Raw genomic sequence first — 19,425 nt, 5'->3', positions numbered from 1 at the left:
GACGTCAACCAGGAGGGGAGACCGACGATGTCCAGCAACACACCCGGTCCACAGCAGGGACCGTACGAGCCACAGGCCAATCCCTACGCCGCGCCCCCGCCGCCGGCGCAGCCCCCGGCCCAGCAGCCCCCGTACCCCGGGGCCGGCTACCCCGCCGCGCCGCCCGTCTACCCGGGGGCGGCGGGGACGCCGATGCAGCTGAGCAATGGCATGGGCACGGCCGCGCTGGTCTGCGGCATCGTCGGTCTGGTCTGCGGGATCACCTACTTCCTGTGGGTCTTCGCGGTCATCCTCGGCATCCTGGCGATCATCTTCGGCGCCATCGGCAAGGGGAAGGTCAGCCGCGGCGAGGCGAACAACGGGGGCTCGGCCACCGCGGGTCTGGTCTGCGGCATCATCGGCATGGTGCTCCCGGCGATCTACCTCGCCGCGCTGGACGCCGCCATCGACTCCGTCTTCTAGACGCAGTCCCCAGCGGCTTCTGGACGCGGTCCCCACCGGACTCCGGACCGGCTGCTCAATCCGTCGGTCCGGACCGGGGTCCGGCTCGGAAACGGTGACGCCGAAGCCCCTCTGATCACTGAATCCGTCGCGAAACCAAAAAGCAACAACGGAATCCCTTGTTGAAGCGCTGCTCCTCTGTCAGGATCGGCCATCAATTCCGGTTGTAGCTACGCCGTGCCCCTATGGGCGGATCGGCGGAGGAGAGCGCGATGGATCAGCGGTTCGACGTGACGGAGCGATTCGCCGACGGTGCCCAGTACATCGCGGGCCGTCTGGGCGAGGGCGGCTCCGAGGGCATCCACGCGGTCGTCGACCCGGCCACCGGCGAGCAGGTGTTCAGCTACCGGCTCGCCGGTACGGCCGATGTCGACGCCGCCGTGGCCGCCGCCGAGGCCGCCTTCCCCGAGTGGGCGGGCGCCACCCCCGGTGAGCGGTCCGACGCGATGCACCGCTTCGCCGCGGCGCTCACCGAGCGGGCGGACGACCTCGCCCACGCCGAGTCGCTCCAGTGCGGCAAGCCCATCAAGCTCAGCACCGAGTTCGATGTGCCCGGCTCCATCGACAACACCGCCTTCTTCGCGGGCGCCGCCCGCCACCTGGAGGGCAAGGCCGCCGGTGAGTACAGCGGCGACCACACCTCGTACATCCGCCGCGAGCCCATTGGTGTCATCGGCTCCATCGCCCCCTGGAACTACCCCCTCCAGATGGCGGCGTGGAAGGTACTCCCGGCCATCGCCGCGGGCAACACCATCGTGCTGAAGCCCGCCGAGCTGACGCCCCTGACCTCGCTGATGTTCGCCCAGGCGGCCACCGAGGCGGGTCTCCCGGACGGCGTCGTCAACGTGGTGAGCGGCACCGGCCGCGAGGCGGGGGAGCGCCTGGTCTCCCACCCCGGGGTGGCGATGACCTCCTTCACCGGTTCCACGGCGGTCGGCAAGCGGGTCGCGGAACTCGCCACCGCCACCGTCAAGCGGATCCATCTCGAACTCGGCGGCAAGGCGCCCTTCGTCGTCTTCGACGACGCGGACCTGGCGGCCGCCGCGCACGGCGCCGTCGCGGGCGCGCTGATCAACACCGGACAGGACTGCACCGCGGCCACCCGGGCGTATGTGCAGCGCCCGCTGTACGACGCGTTCGTCGCAGCCGTCGCCGATCTCATGGCGACCGTGAGGATGGGCGATCCCTTCGATCCGCACACCGACCTCGGCCCGCTGATCTCCCACGCCCAGCGCGACCGCGTGGCGGGCTTCGTGGAGCGGGCCCGCGGTTACGCCACCGTCGTCACCGGCGGCGAGGCCCCGGGCGGCGATCTCGCCAAGGGCGCCTACTACCGGCCCACGCTCATCACCGGCGCGCCCCAGGACAGCGAGGTCGTCCAGTCCGAGATCTTCGGCCCGGTCCTGGTCGTCCTCCCCTTCGACAGCGACGACGAGGGCATCGCGCTCGCCAACGACACCCCTTACGGTCTCGCCGCCTCCGCCTGGAGCCGCGATGTCTACCGTACGGGCCGCGCCTCCCGCGAGATCCGGGCCGGCTGCGTCTGGATCAACGACCACATCCCGATCATCAGCGAGATGCCGCACGGCGGAGTGCGGGCATCCGGCTTCGGCAAGGACATGTCGGCGTACTCCTTCGAGGAGTACACGCAGGTCAAGCATGTGATGTTCGACAACACCGCGGTGGTCCGCAAGGACTGGCACCGCACGGTCTTCGGGGACCGACAGACCTGACCGACAGACCTGAATGTGCGGCCACCTCCGCGTGGCCTCGGCCGGCCGCCACCGGCCGACACCCTCGAAAGGCACAGCTTATGGAAGCACGGCACGAGCCCGAGAGCCTGTCCCCACCGCAGATCGCCGCGATGCGGCGCTCCATGACCAGCGGCCGTATGGCGCTCACCCGCCGCTCCCTGCTGCGTGCGGGAGGCGCCGGGGCGATCGCCGTCGGCGGGCTCGGGGCGCTCGGCGGCTGCGGTATCCCGCCCGCGGGACGCACCGAGGTGGACAACGCCTCCGACGACCACTCCGCCGAGGAGAAGCGGCTCGCCTTCTCCAACTGGACCGAGTACATGGACGTCGGCAAGGGCGGCCGCCATCCGACCCTGGACGCGTTCCAGCGCCGTACCGGCATCAAGGTCAAGTACACCGAGGACATCAACGACAACGTCGAGTTCTTCGGCAAGATCAAGCCGCAGCTCGCGGCGGGCCAGGACACCGGCCGCGATCTCATCTGCGTCACCGACTGGCTGGCCGCCCGGATGATCCGGCTCGGCTGGATGCAGCCGCTGGACCCCGCCCACCTGCCCCATGCCTACACCAATCTGGCGAAACCTTTTCGCACTCCGGACTGGGACCCGGGCCGCGCCCACTCCTACCCGTGGACCGGTATCCCCGCCGTCATCGCGTACAACAAGAAGGCCACCGGCGGCCGTAAGGTCACCTCGGTCTCCCAGCTGCTGGAGGACCCCAAGCTCAAGGGCCGGGTCGGGCTGCTGACCGAGATGCGCGACACCGTCGGGCTGACCCTCCTGGACATGGGCAAGAGCCCCGAGACGGTCACCGCCGACGACTACGACGCCGCGATCGCCCGCCTCCAGAAGGCGTCCGACCGGGGCCAGGTCCGCCGCTTCACCGGCAACGACTACACCGGCGACCTCACCAAGGGCGACCTCGCCGCCTGTATGGCCTGGGCCGGGGACCTGATCCAGCTCCAGTCCGACAACCCCGAGATCGAGTTCGCCATCCCCGACGCCGGCTATATGACGGCCACGGACAACCTCCTGGTCCCCAACAAGGCACGCCACAAGAGGAACGCCGAACGGCTCATCGACTACTTCTACGAGCCCAAGGTCGCCGCGAAGATCGCCGCGTACATCAACTACGTCTGCCCCGTCGACGGGGTGCGCGAGGAGCTCGCGAAGATCGACAAGTCGCTGGCGGACAATCCGCTGATCCTCCCGGACGAGGAGATGGCCGCCAAGTCCCACTCCTTCCGCTCGCTCTCCAGCAAGGAAGACGCGGCGTTCGAGGACAAGTTCGCCAAGCTCACCGGCGCCTGACAAGCGAGGAAGCGCACCGCCATGACCCAGCCCACCTCCGGCGGCGACGTCCGGCTCGACCGGATCAGCAAGACCTACGGGTCCTTCACCGCCGTCCACCCGCTCGATCTGCACATACCCGCCGGCTCCTTCTTCGCCCTGCTCGGCGCCTCCGGCTGCGGCAAGACCACCACCCTGCGCATGATCGCGGGGCTGGAGGACCCCACCACCGGGACCGTCCAGCTGGCCGGTGAGGACATCACCGCCCTGCCGCCCCACAAGCGGCCCGTCAACACGGTCTTCCAGAGCTACGCCCTCTTCCCGCACCTCGACGTCTTCGAGAACGTCGCCTTCGGACTGCGCCGGCGCGGCGTCAAATCGGTGAAGAAGCAGGTCGGGGAGATGCTGGAGCTGGTCCAGCTCGGTGACTTCGCCCGCCGCAAACCGCAGCAGCTCTCCGGCGGCCAGCAGCAGCGCGTCGCCGTGGCCCGCGCGCTCATCAACCACCCCAGGGTGCTGCTGCTCGACGAGCCGCTGGGCGCGCTGGACCTCAAGCTGCGCCGCCAGATGCAGCTGGAGCTCAAGCGCATCCAGACCGAGGTCGGCATCACCTTCGTCCATGTCACCCACGACCAGGAGGAGGCCATGACCATGGCCGACACGGTCGCGGTGATGAACGGCGGCCGGGTCGAGCAGCGTGGCGCCCCCGCCGACCTCTACGAGAACCCCGGCACCACCTTCGTCGCCAACTTCCTCGGCACCTCCAACCTCATCGAGGCCGAGATCACCGACAAGAGCGGCGGCGACCTCGTCCTCACCGCCGCCGGCGGCAAGCTCGCCCTGCCCGCCGACCGATGTAGCGCGCCCGTCCGCACGGGTGGGAAATTGCTGGTGGGGGTGCGTCCCGAGAAGATCACCCTGGCCCATGCCGAGGACGCCGGGTCCGTCCCCGAGGGGCGCAACCGGATCACCGGGCGGATCGTCGACTCCAGCTTCATCGGCGTCTCCACCCAGTACCTCATCGCCACCCCGGACTGCCCCGAGATCACCGTCTACGAGCAGAACATCGAGCGCGACGCCCGGCTCGTCCCCGGCGCCGAGGTCGTTCTGCACTGGAACCCCGCCCACACCTTCGGCCTCGACGCGGCCCAGGACATCGACGCCGGTACGGAGCTGGACGAGGAGGCCCCATGAGCGTTACGGCCACTCCCGAAGCCGCGCCGGACGACGGGCCCGCGCCGGACGCCGGGCCCGTACAGAAGCCGCCCCTGATCAAGCCCGCCGTCCGCAAGCGGCTGGTGCCCTACTGGCTGCTGCTCCCCGGCATCCTCTGGCTGCTGATCTTCTTCGCCGCGCCGCTGATCTACCAGGCGTCGACCTCCGTCCAGACCGGCTCCCTCGAAGAGGGCTTCAAGGTCACCTGGCACTTCCAGACCTACTGGGACGCGCTCACCGAGTACTACCCGCACTTCCTGCGCTCGGTGCTCTACGCCGCCACCGCCACCGTGCTGTGTCTGCTGCTCGGCTATCCGCTCGCGTACCTCATCGCCTTCCGGGCGGGCCGCTGGCGCAATCTGGTGATGATCCTGGTCATCGCGCCGTTCTTCACCAGCTTCCTGATCCGCACCCTCGCCTGGAAGACGATCCTGGCCGACAGCGGCCCGGTGGTGGGCGCGCTCAACTCGCTGCACCTCCTGGACGTCACCAGCTATCTGGGGATCACCGAGGGGCAGCGGGTGCTGGCCACCCCGCTCGCGGTGGTCTGCGGGCTGACGTACAACTTCCTGCCCTTCATGATCCTTCCGCTCTACACCTCCCTGGAGCGCATCGACCCCCGGCTGCACGAGGCCGCCGGGGACCTCTACGCCCGCCCCGTCACCACCTTCCGGAGGGTGACCTTCCCGCTGTCCATGCCGGGTGTCGTCGCGGGCACGCTGCTCACCTTCATCCCCGCCGCGGGCGACTACATCAACGCCGAACTGCTGGGCTCCACCGACCAGAAGATGATCGGCAATGTCATCCAGTCGCAGTTCCTGCGGGTGCTGGACTATCCGACGGCGGCGGCGCTGTCCTTCATCCTCATGGCGGCCATCCTCACGATGGTCACCGTCTACATCCGCAAGTCCGGGACGGAGGACCTGGTGTGACGGCCCTGACGCGCTGGATACGGCGAAACCTGGTGGTCATCGCGGGGCTCGGCACCCTCGCGTATCTGATCCTGCCCAACGTCGTCGTCCTGGTCTTCTCCTTCAACAAGCCCAACGGCCGGTTCAACTACGAATGGCAGCGGTTCTCCACCGACGCCTGGACCGATCCATGCGGCGTCGCCGACCTGTGCGGCTCGCTCTCGCTCAGCCTGAAGATCGCGGTATGGGCGACGATCGGCGCGACCGTCCTCGGCACGATGATCTCCTTCGCGCTGGCCCGCTACCGCTTCCGGGCCCGTCCCGCGGTCAACAGCCTGATCTTCCTGCCGATGGCGATGCCCGAGGTCGTGATGGCCGCCTCGCTGGCCACCCTCTTCCTCAACATGGGCGTGGACTTCGGCTTCTGGACGATCCTCATCGCCCACATCATGTTCTGCCTGAGCTTCGTGGTGACGGCCGTCAAGGCGCGGGTGATGTCCATGGACCCCCGGCTGGAACAGGCCGCCCAGGACCTCTACGCCTCCCCGGCGCAGACCTTCCTGCGCGTCACCCTGCCGATCGCGGCGCCCGGTATCGCCTCGGGCGCGCTGCTGTCCTTCGCGCTCTCCTTCGACGACTTCATCATCACCAACTTCAACGCCGGCTCGACCGTGACCTTCCCCATGTTCGTCTGGGGATCCGCACAGCGCGGCACGCCCGTGCAGATCAATGTGATCGGAACGGCGATGTTCGCGGTCGCGGTGTTGTGCGTTCTCGTCGGCCAACTGGCCGGCGCCCGCCGCAAGAGGAGCTGAGAACCATGGCCACGGACGCCATGACCCGCTCGTCCGGGGGCGAGGGTGCCCCCACCCCGTCCGCGTGGAAGGCCCTGGCCGGGGCCGCGTACCGGCCGTACTGGCTGGACGACCCCGGCAGGCCCGGCCCCCGCCCCGCCCTCGTCGGGGAGGAGCGGTGCGATCTGCTCGTCGTCGGCGGCGGCTACAGCGGACTGTGGACCGCCCTGATCGCCAAGGAGCGCGACCCCGACCGCGAGGTGGTCCTGGTCGAGGGCCAGGAGATCGGCTGGGCCGCCTCGGGGCGCAACGGCGGCTTCTGTGCCGCCTCCCTCACCCACGGCCTCGGCAACGGCGCCGCCCGCTGGCCCGATGAGCTGGCCGAACTCGAGCGGCTCGGCCACCGCAACCTCGACGCCATCGAGTCCGCCGTCGAGCGCTACGGCATCGACTGCGACTTCGAGCGCACCGGCGAGATCGATGTGGCCACCGAGCCGTACCAGGTGGCCGAGTTGCGCGAGGCCGCCCAGCTGGCGGCCGGACTCGGCGTCGGGGAGCAGGAGTTCCTCGACCGCGACGCGGTGCGCGCCCAGGTCGACTCGCCCACCTTCCTCGCCGGGCTGTGGGACCGCCGCGGCGTGGCCATGCTGCACCCCGCGAAGCTCGCCTGGGGCCTGGCGCGGGCCTGCGCCGAGCTGGGCGTACGGATCTACGAGCACACCCCGGCCGAACGGCTGGCGAGCGCGGGGGCGGCGATGGCCGTCCGCACCCCCTTCGGCCGGGTGCGCGCCCGCCAGGTGGCGCTCGCCACCAACGCCTTCCCCGCGCTGGTACGCCGCGTCCGCCCGTACATCACCCCCGTCTACGACCACGCGCTGATGACCGAGCCGCTTGACCAGGAGCAGCTCGACGCGATCGGCTGGCGGGGCAGGCAGGGACTCAGCGACACCGCCAACCACTTCCACTACTTCCGGCTCACCGCCGACCAGCGCATCCTGTGGGGCGGCTACGACATCGTCTACCGCTACGGCGGTCGGGTGCGCGCCGAGTACGACCACCACCCCGCCACCTACCGCACCCTCGCCGAGCACTTCTTCCGCTGCTTCCCGCAGCTGGAGGGGGTGCGCTTCAGCCACGCCTGGGGCGGCGCCATCGACACCTGCTCGCGCTTCTCCGCGTTCTTCGGCAGCGCGCACGGGGGGAGGGTGGCGTACGCGCTCGGCTATACGGGCCTGGGCGTCGGGGCGACCCGGTTCGGCGCCGAGGTGATGCTCGATCTGCTCGCCGGTGAGCGCACCGAGCGCACCCGCCTGGAGATGGTCCGCAGCAAGCCCCTGCCCTTCCCGCCGGAGCCGGTGCGGTGGGCAGGGATCGGCATCACCCAGTGGTCCATGACCCGGGCCGACGCGAACGGCGGGCGCCGCAATCTGTGGCTGAAGGCGATGGACAAGGTGGGGCTGGGGTTCGACAGCTGAGGGCGGAGCCCCGCGCCGTGGTCACCCCGGGTCGCTCGGCGCGGCCCGGGGCGGCCGCGGCTTGTGGGGGTCGGGGTTGGACCGACCGTTGTGGCTCAATCGGCTGACCCTGAACACCGTCCACAGCAGTAGACCGGCCAGACACCAGCTCGCGACGGTGTCCAGCGGCCAGTGGTAGCCGCGCCGGACCAGCCCGGCGGCCACGGCGAGGTTCAGCACGGCGACCGCCACCAGGAGGGGCCGCCGGAGCCTCGGGCGCAGCAGGGGCTGGAGCAGCAGCGCCGCCGTGCCGTAGGCGACGGCGGCCGTCGCGGCGTGGCCGGAGGGGAAGAACCCGGTCCCGCCCGCCAGCGGCCCGGGCGGGCCGGGGCGGTCGATCAGCGCCTTGAACGGAACCACCAGCGCCGGAACCGCCGCCATCGCCACCGCGGCGGCCAGCGGCGTCAGCCACCAGCGCGGCTGCGCCGCGCGCCGGGCGCACCACGCCGCCCAGCCGAGGGCGACGGCGAGGACGGGGACCGCCACCGCCGTATTGCCGAGGTCGGCGAGGAACCCGGCGACGGGGGAGGGGAGCGCCGAGCCGGCGATCGCGCGGCCGAGCCGTTCGTCGTAGGCGCGCAGGGGGCCGTGGGCGGCGATCTGCCAGGTGCACAGGGCGAGCAGCGCGATCAGTGCGAGGGGCACGAGGGGCGCGAAGGGCGCGGGCAGTGGCGCCCGTGGCGCGGAAGGGGAGTGAACAGTCGGCGGCCCCGGAACAGGGGGGGTGGTTCCGGGGCCGCCGTGGCGATCGGTGTGCCGCGCGCCCCGGGGGGTTTGGGGCGGGCGGCCGTCCGATCGGTGAGGAGATCCGGAGCCGGAGGCTCCAGTGGTGTGCGCGAGGGCACAGCCGGGTCGGGGCTGGGGAAGCACCGGCTCGGCATCGCCCGCAGTCCCCTGCGAGCGGGGTGTTTCTCTCATCTGCAATGACCGTACGGCAGCGAAGCCCCGCCCGACAGACCGATCACCCACCTGTCATCGGCCCCGCACATCTTCTTCACGCCACCCATCGGCCACTCACAGTCACAGCTCGGCGAAGGCGCCCTCGAGAATGTCGAGACCCTCGTTCAGCAGGTCCTCGCCGATCACCAGTGGCGGCAGGAAACGCAGCACATTGCCGTAGGTTCCGCAGGTCAGCACGAGCAGCCCGGCCGAGTGGCAGGCCTTGGCGACGGCGGCCGTGGCCTCGGGGTTGGGGTCCTTGGTGCCGGACTTCACGAGCTCGATGGCGATCATGGCGCCGCGGCCGCGGAGGTCGCCGACGATGTCGTACTTCTCCCGCATCGCGGCGAGGCGGCCCTTCATGACCTCCTCGATGCGCTTGGCCCTGGCGTTGAGGTCCAGCTCGCGCATCGTCTCGATCGCGCCGAGCGCCGCCGCGCACGCCACCGGGTTGCCGCCGTAGGTGCCGCCGAGGCCGCCGGAGTGCGCCGCGTCCATGATCTCCGCGCGGCCGGTGACGGCGGCCAGCGGCAGTCCGCCCGCGATGCCCTTGGCGGTGGTGATCAGGTCCGGGACGATGCCCTCGTCCTCACAGGCGAACCACTGGCCGGTGCGGCAGAAGCCGGACTGGATCTCGTCCGCGACGAAGACGATGCCGTTGGACTTGGCGAACTCCGCGATCCTGGGCAGGAAGCCCTTGGCGGGCTCGATGAAGCCGCCCTCGCCGAGGATCGGCTCGATGATGATCGCGGCCACGTTCTCGGCCCCGACCTGCTTGCTGATCATGTCGATGGCCTGGGCCGCGGCCTCCTCGGCGCAGTTCTCCGGGCCGGTCAGCCAGCGGTAGGGGTAGGCGAGCGGAACGCGGTAGACCTCCGGCGCGAAGGGGCCGAAGCCGTGCTTGTACGGCATGTTCTTGGCGGTGAGCGCCATGGTGAGGTTGGTCCGGCCGTGGTAACCGTGATCGAAGACGACGACCGCCTGGCGCTTGGTGTACGAACGGGCGATCTTCACGGCGTTCTCCACCGCCTCGGCGCCCGAGTTGAACAGCGCCGACTTCTTGGCGTGGTCGCCGGGCGTGAGCCGGGCCAGCTCCTCGCAGACCTCCACATAGCCCTCGTACGGCGTGACCATGAAACAGGTGTGCGTGAAGTCCGCCAGCTGCGCGGACGCCCGGCGCACGACGGCGTCCGCGGAGGAGCCGACGGAGGTCACGGCGATACCGGAACCGAAGTCGATCAGCGAGTTGCCGTCCACGTCCTCGATCACACCGCCGCCCGCGCGCACGGTGAAGACCGGCAGCACACTCCCCACCCCACCGGCGACCGCCGCGTTCTTACGGGCGAGCAGCTCCTGCGACTTCGGGCCGGGGATGGCGGTGACGACGCGACGCTCCTGGGGGAGGGCCGGGCCTCCGGACAGTTCGGTCATGACGGGCTCCAGGGGAAAGAACAGGGGTTTTAGTCGCAGGCTATGGGCGTGGCGAGGGATGAGGCATGTTCCGTTCGGGAGCACTGCGCGTGTTTCCTTGTCCGCGGCGGCCATAGCCCGACGACGGCCTTACGGCTCCCGAGAGTGAGATGGCCCGCCCGGGTCGCTGAACTCCCCGCGCGGGAACACTAGATTGAGCGATGGCGCGAAAGCCGAGGAACAGCCGGTCAGGGGGCAAGGGGCAGCACATGGACACCGAGGGCACGTTCGACCCACGCAGCACACGCCACAACCCGCCCCCACCCCCGCCCCCGCAATCCCCGCCTTCCTTTCCCGCCGGCCCGCCGCCGATGCCGCCGACCGCGCCCCCGGCGGCCCCCGGCGCGCCTCCGGTCCCCGCGCCCGCAGCCCGCCCGTCCTTCGTCGCCTGGCTGCGCGCTCCGCGGGCCGAGGCGGCGCCGGGGGTGTGGACGTACGAGCACAAGCCGAAGGCGCCGGAGGAGCCGGATCGGATTCCGGGGCAGCGGCTGCTCGGCGGGGCCCTGATCTCGGCGCTCTGCGGCTGGCTGGTCTGGTCGTTGCTCTGGAACGGGTACCTGGGTGGCTATTGGCTCTGGCCGCTGGACCTGCTCACTCCGGACTCCTGGTCCGAGGACGGAGACATGGCCTACGTCGTGGCGACGTACACCTACTACGGCATCTTTCTTTGCGCCATCGCCGTGATCTTCGGTCGCGTAGGCCACTGGCCCGAAGTCTGGCGCCGCTACGTCGCGCCCCTCTTCCGGCGGGCCTGGGATGAGCCCGCTCCGGAGGCGGCTGCCGCGGGGCGGCCGGAGGGGGATCCGGTGGAGTGGCCGCATTTGCGGGCCGCGGGGGCGCACAGTGCGGCTGATCGGCTGGCGGCGGACGCGCGGGCGGGGGCGATGAGTGACGTCGACCACGCCCGGATCGAGCGCGCCTGGCAGTCCGTGCGGGCGGGGAGCAATTCGCTCGCCTCGTTCACCGACACCGTGCTGCGCCACGGTGCCGCCTCCTACGGCCATCCGTCCGGGGCGCGGGATCTGCCCGTAAGGACGGCGCGCCATGATCTTCTCGCCCAGCAGGTCCGGCTCGGCACCGCGGCCGAGGATTCCCGCAACCCTTACCAGCACCGCGGCGTCGGGCTCGCCCTCGACCCGGAGGTGCTCGGCACCTCGCTGCTGGCCGTCGGGCCGCCCGGTTCGGGGAAGACGGGGCGGGTGGTGCGGCCCGTCGTGGAGTCGCTGTGTCTCCAGGCGCTCGCCGGGCAGGTCGCCGTCGTGGCGGTCGGGGCGGCGGGGGCCGGGCTCGGGGCGGATGAGGCGTTCGACGTCGTCGTGAAGATCGGCCGGCCCGACTCCGGCTACGACCTCGACCTCTACGGCGGCACCACCGACCCCGACGAGGCCGCGGGCATCCTCGCCGAGGCCCTGATCGGCGACATGGCGGCCTCGCTCCCGGGCGGGGACAGCCGGCGCGCCGCCACCGCGCTGGCCCAGCTGCTCGGCCCCTACCGCGCCGCCCACGGCCGCTTCCCGTCCGTCCCGGACCTGCGGGAGCTGCTGGACGGTTCCAAGGCGGCCGTCAACGCGCTGCGCGAGGCGCTGGACGAGGCCGGGGAGCGGGCGCAGGCCCGCGAGCTGGAGGCGCGGGTCCGGCAGTCGGGCGCGCCCGGGGACGTCGGCGCGCTGCTCGCGGACCGGATCGCGCTGCTGGACCGGCCCGCGTTCGCCGACTTCTTCGACACCACCGGCGACCGCCGCCCGTTCTCGCTCCGCGCCCTCGAACACCCCCTCCGGGTCCGTATCGACCTGCCCGAGCGGGGCCACGCGGAGGCGTCGCGGATGCTCGCGCGGCTGGTCCTGGCGCAGTTCACCGAGTGCGCCGTGGGCCGCGCCGACCGTTCGCTGTTCGCCTGCCTGGTCCTCGACGACGCCTCGCACACCATCACCCCCGAGGCCCTGCGCGGTATCCAGCGGCTCCGCTCCGCCCACGCGGGCGCCGTGCTCACCCTCCGCACCCTCGACGACGTCCCCGAGTCGCTGCGCAGCGCGCTGCTCGGCGCGGTCGGCTGCCGGATGGCCTTTGCGGGCGTGACGACCTGGGACGGGGCGCGGTTCGCGGAGGTGTGGGGGACGGAGTGGGTCGAGACCCGGGACGTCACCGACCGGCAGATCATCGCCGAGGAACCGCTCACCAAGGTGCTGCACTTCATCCGTAAGGTCGCCACCGGCAAGGCGGTGACCACCCAGTCGGTGACCGTACGGACGGTGGAGCGCGAGCGCTGGTCCGCCTCGGAGCTGGCCCATGCGGTTCCCCCGGGTCATGCGGTGCTGTCGGTGACCTCCGTAAGGGGCGAGGGCGGGCCGCCGGTGCTGGTGGATCTGCGCGGCTGATCGGCCGCCGCCCCGGGCGGTCCTCATCGCGGTCATTGAGGTCATTGGGGTCATTGCGGCCATCGCGGTAAGTGCGGTCATTGGGTCATCCGCCCCGGTTGCCTCGTTCAGGGTGACCGGGGCAACCGGAACCGCTGCGTCACGGACATACCCATGGCGAAATCAGGCCGTCAATTCCGCGTTTTCCTCCATTGAGGCAGAATCGGCAGTAGCCGTTCATACGGGGCGGTGAAGTCATCGCAAGTCGTCGCATTCGCTTCGAAGGTGCCATGCCTCCCACGCTCGCCTCACTCGTCCGCCACCCCGGTCTCAAGCTGTCCGTCCTCGCGGGCGAGGACCGGCTGGAGACGCCCGTGCGCTGGGCACATGTCAGCGAGCTGGCCGACCCCGTGCCGTATATGGAGGGCGGCGAGCTGCTCCTGATCACCGCGATGCAGATCGAGGCCGATGACCCGGAGGAGATGAGCCGCTATGTGCGGCGGCTGGTCGGCGCGGGCGTGGTCGGGCTCGGCTTCGCGCTCGGCGTCAACTACGCCGAGGTGCCGCCCGCGCTCGCCACGGCGGCCAAGGAGGAGGGGCTGCCGCTGCTCGGCGTACCCCGCCGCACCCCCTTCATCGCGATCAGCAAGGCCGTCTCCGCGGCGATAGCCGCTGACCAGTACCGGGCCGTGACGGCCGGGTTCGAGGCGCAGCGCGAGCTGACCCGTGCCGCCATCGGCGCCGAGGGGCCCGCCGCGCTGCTCGCCCGGCTCGCCGCCCATGTCGACGGCTGGGCCGCGCTCTACGACGTCTCCGGCGCCGTGGTCGCCGCCGCCCCCGACTGGGCCGCCCGCCGCGCCGCCCGGCTCACCCCCGACATCGAGCGGCTGCGCTCCCGCCCCGGCCCCGCGAGCATCGTGGTCGGCGGCGGCTGCGGGCCGGCCGGGGCCACGGGCGCGGAACCGGCCGAGGACACGCCCGTCGCCGACCGGGTCGAGCTCCAGTCGCTGGGCACCGGACGCCGTACGCGCGGATTCCTCGCGGTCGGCACGGGCGCCCCGCTGGGCACCGCCGAGCGCTACGCGGTGCACTCCGCGGTCGCGCTGCTGACCCTGACCACCGAGCGTTCCCGCGCCCTCCAGGAGGCCGAGCAGCGGCTGGGCGCCGCCGTGCTGCGGATGCTGCTCGCGGGCGAGCCCGACCATGCGCGGGCGGTCGCCGGGCGGCTGTACGGCGGGCTGCTCGACGCGCCGTTCCGGATGCTGGTCGCCGAGGTGCCGTCCGGCGGTACGGCCCAGCAGGCCCACACGGCGCCCGCCGCCGCGGACGAGGCCGCCGCGGAACTCCCCGCGGAGGCCACCACCACGGCCACGGGTGAAGCCGAGGCGGCCGACCCCCTCGGCACGCTCGTCGACACCATGGAGGCGGCCGCGGCCCGCATCGGCGAGTCGGTGCTGGTCGTGCCCGACGGCGAGCGGCTCATCGTGCTGGCCCCCGACGGCGGGGCGGCGGTCGCGGCATGCGCCGAGCACGCCCAGGCCGTCGAGGCCCGCCGGGGGACGAAGGCCCGCCCCCGCAACCGCGCCGCGGCCGCCGTGCGCGGCGGCGAAGAGCTCGTCATCGGGCTGTCCGCCCCCGCGGGCCCCATCGCCGCCGCGGCCGCCTACCGCCAGGCGGAGCAGGCGCTGTCGGTGGCGCGCCGCCGCGGCCGGATGCTGGTCGAGCACGAGCAGATGGCGGCGGGTTCCGTACTGCCCCTGCTCGCCGACGACGCCGTCAGGGCGTTCGCGGACGGCATGCTGCGCGCCCTGCACGAGCACGACGCCACCGGCCGGGGCGATCTGGTCGCCTCGCTGCGCGCCTGGCTCTCCCGGCACGGCCAGTGGGACGCGGCCGCCGCCGACCTCGGCGTCCACCGGCACACCCTGCGCTACCGGATGCGCCGCGTCGAGGAGATCCTGGGCCGCTCCCTGGACGACCCGGACGTCCGCATGGAGCTGTGGCTGGCCCTCAAGGCCACGGCCCCCGGCACCTCGACCTGAAGCGCCCACCCCAGCCCCCCTCCTCCCGATCCGGCACGCCAATGCGTAGCGCCCGCGCCCTCGACTGCTACGCCCCGGACAAACGCCGAGCGGCCGGTGCGCGCCTACGGTGGGAGGTGAGACACCACTTCAGAAGGGTCGGGATCCGCTGTGCCAGACACACACGAAGCTGTCACCCATGCGTTCTGGCTCGCCGGCCGCAAGGCGACGGGCGAGAGCACGCTCGAGGTCACCTCGCCCTGGGACGGCCGCCGCGTCGGCGTGGTGAGCGTTCCCACCGACGCGCAGATCGAGGAGGCCGTCGCCGCGGCCGACGCGGTGCGTGAGGAGTTCGCCGCGACCCCCGCTCACGTCCGCGCCGCCGCGCTGGACCATGTGTCGCGCCGCCTGGCCGAGCGCGGCGAGGAGATCGCCCGGCTGATCTCGGACGAGAACGGCAAGCCGATCAAGTGGGCACGTGGCGAGGTGGGCCGCGCCGTGTCCGTATTCCGGTTCGCGGCCGAGGAGGCCCGCCGCTTCAACAGCGGGGACGCCCAGCGGCTGGACACCGACGCCGGTGGCACCGGGCGGCTCGCGCTGACCCGCCGCTTCCCGCGCGGCACCGTCCTCGGCATCTCGCCGTTCAACTTCCCGCTCAACCTCAGCGCCCACAAGGTCGCCCCCGCGCTCGCCGTCGGCACGCCGATCATCCTCAAGCCGGCGCCCGCGACCCCGCTGTCCGCGCTGATCCTGGGCGAGCTGCTGGCCGAGACCGAGCTCCCGGCGGGCTCCTGGAGCGTCCTCACGGTGCCCAACGATCGGATGCCCGCGCTGGTCCAGGACGAGCGGCTGCCGGTCATCTCCTTCACCGGTTCGGAGAAGGTCGGCTACGCGATCAAGGAGTCGGTGCCGCTCAAGCACTGCACCCTGGAGCTCGGTGGCAACGGCGCCGCGGTCGTCCTGTCGGACTACGCCGCCGACGCCGACCTCGACTGGGCGGCCACCCGTATCGGCACCTTCTCCAACTACCAGGGCGGACAGTCCTGCATCTCCGTACAGCGGGTGATCGCGGACGCGTCCGTCTACGAGGAGCTCGTGCCGAAGATCGTCGCGGCCGTCGAGGCGCAGGCCACCGGCGACCCGGCCGAGGACGCCACCGATGTCGGCCCGCTGATCAGCGAGGACGCCGCCAAGCGCGTCGAGTCCTGGGTGGACGAGGCCGTCCGGGCCGGTGCGAAGCTGCTGACCGGCGGCAAGCGCGAGGGCTCGAACTACGCCCCCACCGTGCTCGCGGACGTCCCCGCCGATGTCACCCTCTCCTGCGAGGAGATCTTCGGACCGGTGCTCACCCTGCACAAGGTGGCGGACGAGGACGAGGCGTTCGCGGCCGTCAACGACTCCAAGTACGGCCTCCAGGCGGGCGTCTTCACCCGTGAGGTGCGGACCGCCTTCCGCGCCCACCGCGCGCTGGAGGTCGGCGGCGTGATCATCGGCGATGTGCCTTCGTACCGCGCCGACCAGATGCCGTACGGCGGCGCCAAGAGGTCCGGCGTCGGCCGCGAGGGCGTGCGGTACGCGATGGAGGACTACACCTACGAGCGGGTCATGGTCCTCACCGGCCTCGACCTCTGACCCACCCACCGCCGGGCCCCGCTTCGCGTCGGGCTCGGCGTACGAAGAAGGCATGGGGTTGACCCGTCCCGGCCACTCCGGACCCTCAACCGGAGAAGCCGAGACGGGCCAGTCTCAGGCCGCCGCCGCGCAGCGTGATGTGCAGGTCCTGGACCCCGGTCGGCGGTGTGGGCAGGGCGGCGCGGACCGTGGTGTAGACATAGCGGCCACCGGTGGGCGGGACGGCGGCGGTGGCCAGGGTGGTGCCGTCGGCGAGGTGCGCCTCGACCGTCGCGCCGTCCCCACCAACCATCGCGTCGTGCCCCGCGACCGTCGCGCCGTCCCCCGTCCCAACGGCGTCGTACGCGGCCTCGACCGTCATCGACATCGCCCCCGCGCCGAAGTCACAGGCGCGGAAGAGCAGTCGGCCGACCGCGCCGTCACGGCAGGCCACCGCGTCCCCGCGGACCTTGGCGCGGTCCACCAGCACGATCCCGTCCGCCGCGTCGTAGTCCGCGGCCTCCAGACCGCGTAGCAGCACCGGGCGCGGTGCGGGCGGTGGGCCCTCGACGGTCACGGTGGCGGTGGCGCGTAGGTCCGCGCTGGACGCGCCCGCGTGGATCTCGTATCTCCCCGGGTCGACGGTCCAGCGCCCGTGCGCCACGTCCCAGAAGCCCAGCGCGTCCTCGACCGGCACGGTGAAGAACAGCCGCACCCGCTCGCCCCGGCGCAGCCACACCCTGCGGTGGGCGATGAGTCGGTGGTGCGGCAGCGGGACCCGCGACCCCGGCGCGCTCGCGTAGAGCTGCACCACCTCCGCGCCGTCGCACGGACCGGAGTTGGTGACCTCGCACTCCACGGTCAGGCCCGTCTCCCGCCGCGCCGACAGCTCGCCGTAGGTGAAGGCGGTGTACGACAGCCCGTGTCCGAAGGGGAAGAGCGGGGCGCCGTCGAAGTACAGATAGGTGGCGCGCGAGGCGATGATGTCGTAGTCGAGCGGATCGGGCAGATCGTGGTCGGAGGCGTACCAGGTCTGCGGCAGCCGCCCCGCCGGTGAGACGTCCCCGAACAGCACCCGGGCCAGCGCCGTGCCCGCCGCCTGGCCGCCGTGCGCCGTCCACAGCAGCGCGGGCAGCGCATCGGCCGCCTCCGCGACCGCGTACGGATAGCTCGAGGTCAGCACCAGCGCGGTGCGCGGATTGACGGCGTGGGCCGCGCGCCACAGCCGCTCCTGCTGGGCGAGCAGGGCGAGGGTGGTGCGGTCCTCGGTCTCCCGGCCGCCGATGTGCGGGTCGTTGCCCGCAACGACCACCACGGCGTCCGCCCGCGCGGCGGCGCGGGCCACCGCGTCCTCGCCGCGCTCGACGACCTCCAGCCGGAAGACGGTCCCGGTCCCCTCCTCGCCGCCGTCACGGTCGGCAACCTTCAGCGCGCCCGCGGCGACACAGACGTAACCACCCGTCCCCAGGTGTCTGAGGAGGTGTCCGTCGGGGTGCGCTTCGAGCGTGAACGTCTCCTGGACCACCCAGCCCCCGGGCTGCTCGGCCGCCGCGCGGACGAAGCCGTCCCCGGCCACGGTCAGGTAGCGGCCGGAGGGCGCGCGCAGGGTGAGCACACCGCCGCCCCAGTCGGCCAGGGACAGATCGGTGGGGGTGTCGCCGACGGTCAGCGGCGGCAGATCGGTACGGCCCGCCGTATGCGCGGGGTTGAGCGAGCCCGACGCCTCCGCCGGACCCTCGTCCTCCGCCGCCGCGTCCGGCACCCGCACCCAACCGGCCGCCGCGCGCAGCCGTACGGTGTCCAGGCCGTCCGCGAACACCACCCGGTCCGCGCCGAGCCGCTCGGCCAGCGCCTCGCGCGGCGAACTGCGGCGGATCAGGGTGCCGCTGTACCAGTCCAGCTTGCATTCGTCGGCAAGCGGACCGACGACCGCGAGAGTGCGTACGGCACCCTCGGACAGCGGCAGCAGACCGTCGTTGGTGAGCAGCACGATGGCCTGTTCGGCGGCCTCCAGGGCGAGCGCCCGATGGGCGGGCGTGTCGAAGGCACCATCACATTCCTCCGGCTGCCCGTCGAACTCGCCCAGTGCGTACCGCATCCCCAGCAGCCGCCGCACCGCCGTGTCCACCGTCGACACGTCGATCAGTCCGCGCGCCAGCGCGCCCCGCACCCGCGCGATCGTCTTCGACGGGTCCTGGTCGTGGTCGGTGAAGCTGTCCACCCCCGCCCGCAGGGCCGCCGCGACGGCCTCCTCATGGGTGTCGAAGTAGTGCTCGGAGTCGACCAGATTGGATGGCGCGCCCGCGTCGGAGCAGACCACCAGCTCCTGGTCGGTCCAGGTGCGCAAGTGCTCGCGCAGATACGGGGAGACGTGGTTGGGCCGCCCGTTGACCAGGTTGTACGCGGGCATCACCCCGGCCACCGCGCCCGCCCGCACCGCCCCGCGGAAGGCGGCCAGATCGTATTCGTGCAGCACCCGCGGCCGCACCGAGGAGGAGGTGGTGTCCCGGTCGGTCTCGTTGTTGTGCGCCAGCCAGTGCTTCAGGACGGGCGTGGTGCGCCAGCGCTCCGGGTGGCCGCCGCGCAGCCCGCGGGTGTAGGCCGTGGCCAGGGCCGAGGTGAGGTACGGATCCTCGGCGTACCCCTCCTCGTTGCGGCCCCAGCGCGGATCGCGCAGCAGGTTCACCGTCGGCGACCACACATTGAGGCCCACCCGCGGATCGCGTGCGCGCATCGCCCGTGCCTCGCGGCCGACCGCCTCGCCGACGCGCCGCACCAGCTCCGGGTTCCAGGTCGCGCCGAGCCCCACGGCCTGGGGGAAGACGGTGGCCGGACCCATCCAGGCGACGCCGTGCAGCGCCTCCTGCCCGGTGCGGAAGGGCGCGAGGCCGAGCCGCTCCACGCCGGGCGCGTACTGGTGGAGCATCGCGATCCGCTCATCCAGCGTGAGCCGGGCCAGCAGGTCCTCGACGCGCGTACGCACCGGCAGCCGTGGATCGCGGAAGGGCGGATCGCGAAAGGGCGGACGCGTGATCAGATCACCGTCATCGCTCAC

13 protein-coding genes are annotated in these 19,425 nt (G+C 72.1%); 10 read left to right on the top strand and 3 right to left on the bottom strand.

Features of this window, described 5'->3' with window-relative positions; all coding sequences use genetic code 11:
• Positions 1-27: 27 nt before the first annotated feature.
• The 7 genes from ACT2CW_RS09500 (at position 28) to ACT2CW_RS09470 (ending at position 7,936) form a co-directional block, all read left to right on the top strand.
• Complete coding sequence (locus tag ACT2CW_RS09500; protein WP_414084674.1) at positions 28-462, top strand: DUF4190 domain-containing protein; 435 nt, start codon at positions 28-30, stop codon at positions 460-462.
• Positions 463-713: 251 nt separating this feature from the next.
• Positions 714-2,234, top strand: coding sequence for a gamma-aminobutyraldehyde dehydrogenase (locus tag ACT2CW_RS09495; protein WP_445516256.1), 1,521 nt, complete (start codon positions 714-716; stop codon positions 2,232-2,234).
• A gap of 80 nt (positions 2,235-2,314) precedes the next feature.
• Positions 2,315-3,562, top strand: coding sequence for a polyamine ABC transporter substrate-binding protein (locus ACT2CW_RS09490; RefSeq protein WP_445516255.1), 1,248 nt, complete (start codon positions 2,315-2,317; stop codon positions 3,560-3,562).
• A 21-nt stretch (positions 3,563-3,583) separates the two neighbouring features.
• Complete coding sequence (locus ACT2CW_RS09485; RefSeq protein ID WP_445516254.1) at positions 3,584-4,735, top strand: ABC transporter ATP-binding protein; 1,152 nt, start codon at positions 3,584-3,586, stop codon at positions 4,733-4,735.
• Complete coding sequence (locus tag ACT2CW_RS09480; RefSeq protein WP_445516253.1) at positions 4,732-5,688, top strand: ABC transporter permease; 957 nt, start codon at positions 4,732-4,734, stop codon at positions 5,686-5,688. Before ACT2CW_RS09485 ends, ACT2CW_RS09480 begins: the two co-directional genes overlap by 4 nt.
• Entirely contained in the window at positions 5,685-6,482 is a 798-nt protein-coding gene (locus tag ACT2CW_RS09475; protein ID WP_138917285.1) for an ABC transporter permease, read from the top strand. Before ACT2CW_RS09480 ends, ACT2CW_RS09475 begins: the two co-directional genes overlap by 4 nt.
• 5 nt (positions 6,483-6,487) lie before the next feature.
• Entirely contained in the window at positions 6,488-7,936 is a 1,449-nt protein-coding gene (locus tag ACT2CW_RS09470; RefSeq protein WP_445516252.1) for an NAD(P)/FAD-dependent oxidoreductase, read from the top strand.
• A gap of 21 nt (positions 7,937-7,957) precedes the next feature.
• On the opposite strand, the gene ACT2CW_RS09465 is transcribed toward ACT2CW_RS09470, so the two are convergent.
• Together ACT2CW_RS09465 and gabT are read right to left on the bottom strand one after the other, a co-directional pair.
• Entirely contained in the window at positions 7,958-8,644 is a 687-nt protein-coding gene (locus ACT2CW_RS09465) for a phosphatase PAP2 family protein (RefSeq protein ID WP_445516657.1), read from the bottom strand.
• Between the two features lie 351 nt (positions 8,645-8,995).
• Positions 8,996-10,345 (bottom strand): 4-aminobutyrate--2-oxoglutarate transaminase, encoded by a 1,350-nt coding sequence (gabT, locus tag ACT2CW_RS09460; protein ID WP_445516251.1) that lies wholly within the window; start codon positions 10,343-10,345, stop codon positions 8,996-8,998.
• A gap of 248 nt (positions 10,346-10,593) precedes the next feature.
• Between gabT and ACT2CW_RS09455 the strand changes: the two genes are divergently transcribed.
• The 3 genes from ACT2CW_RS09455 (at position 10,594) to ACT2CW_RS09445 (ending at position 16,391) form a co-directional block, all read left to right on the top strand.
• The gene (locus tag ACT2CW_RS09455) at positions 10,594-12,759 is read left to right on the top strand and encodes an ATP-binding protein (RefSeq protein WP_445516250.1); all 2,166 of its coding nucleotides are present in this window, start codon (positions 10,594-10,596) and stop codon (positions 12,757-12,759) included.
• A 269-nt stretch (positions 12,760-13,028) separates the two neighbouring features.
• Positions 13,029-14,780 carry a PucR family transcriptional regulator gene (locus ACT2CW_RS09450; RefSeq protein WP_445516249.1) on the top strand — a complete coding sequence of 584 codons (1,752 nt, stop codon included), beginning with the start codon at positions 13,029-13,031 and terminating at the stop codon, positions 14,778-14,780.
• Between the two features lie 150 nt (positions 14,781-14,930).
• Entirely contained in the window at positions 14,931-16,391 is a 1,461-nt protein-coding gene (locus tag ACT2CW_RS09445) for an aldehyde dehydrogenase family protein (RefSeq protein ID WP_182470696.1), read from the top strand.
• Positions 16,392-16,476: 85 nt separating this feature from the next.
• Here the strand turns inward: ACT2CW_RS09445 and ACT2CW_RS09440 are convergent, their stop codons facing one another.
• Positions 16,477-19,425, bottom strand: coding sequence for a glycoside hydrolase family 3 C-terminal domain-containing protein (locus ACT2CW_RS09440; RefSeq protein ID WP_445516248.1), 2,949 nt, complete (start codon positions 19,423-19,425; stop codon positions 16,477-16,479).

It is taken from the genome of Streptomyces sp. NEAU-174 (assembly GCF_052665095.1).
Note: the sequence above shows the minus strand (reverse complement) of the source record. Positions and strands in the feature narration are given on the sequence as shown.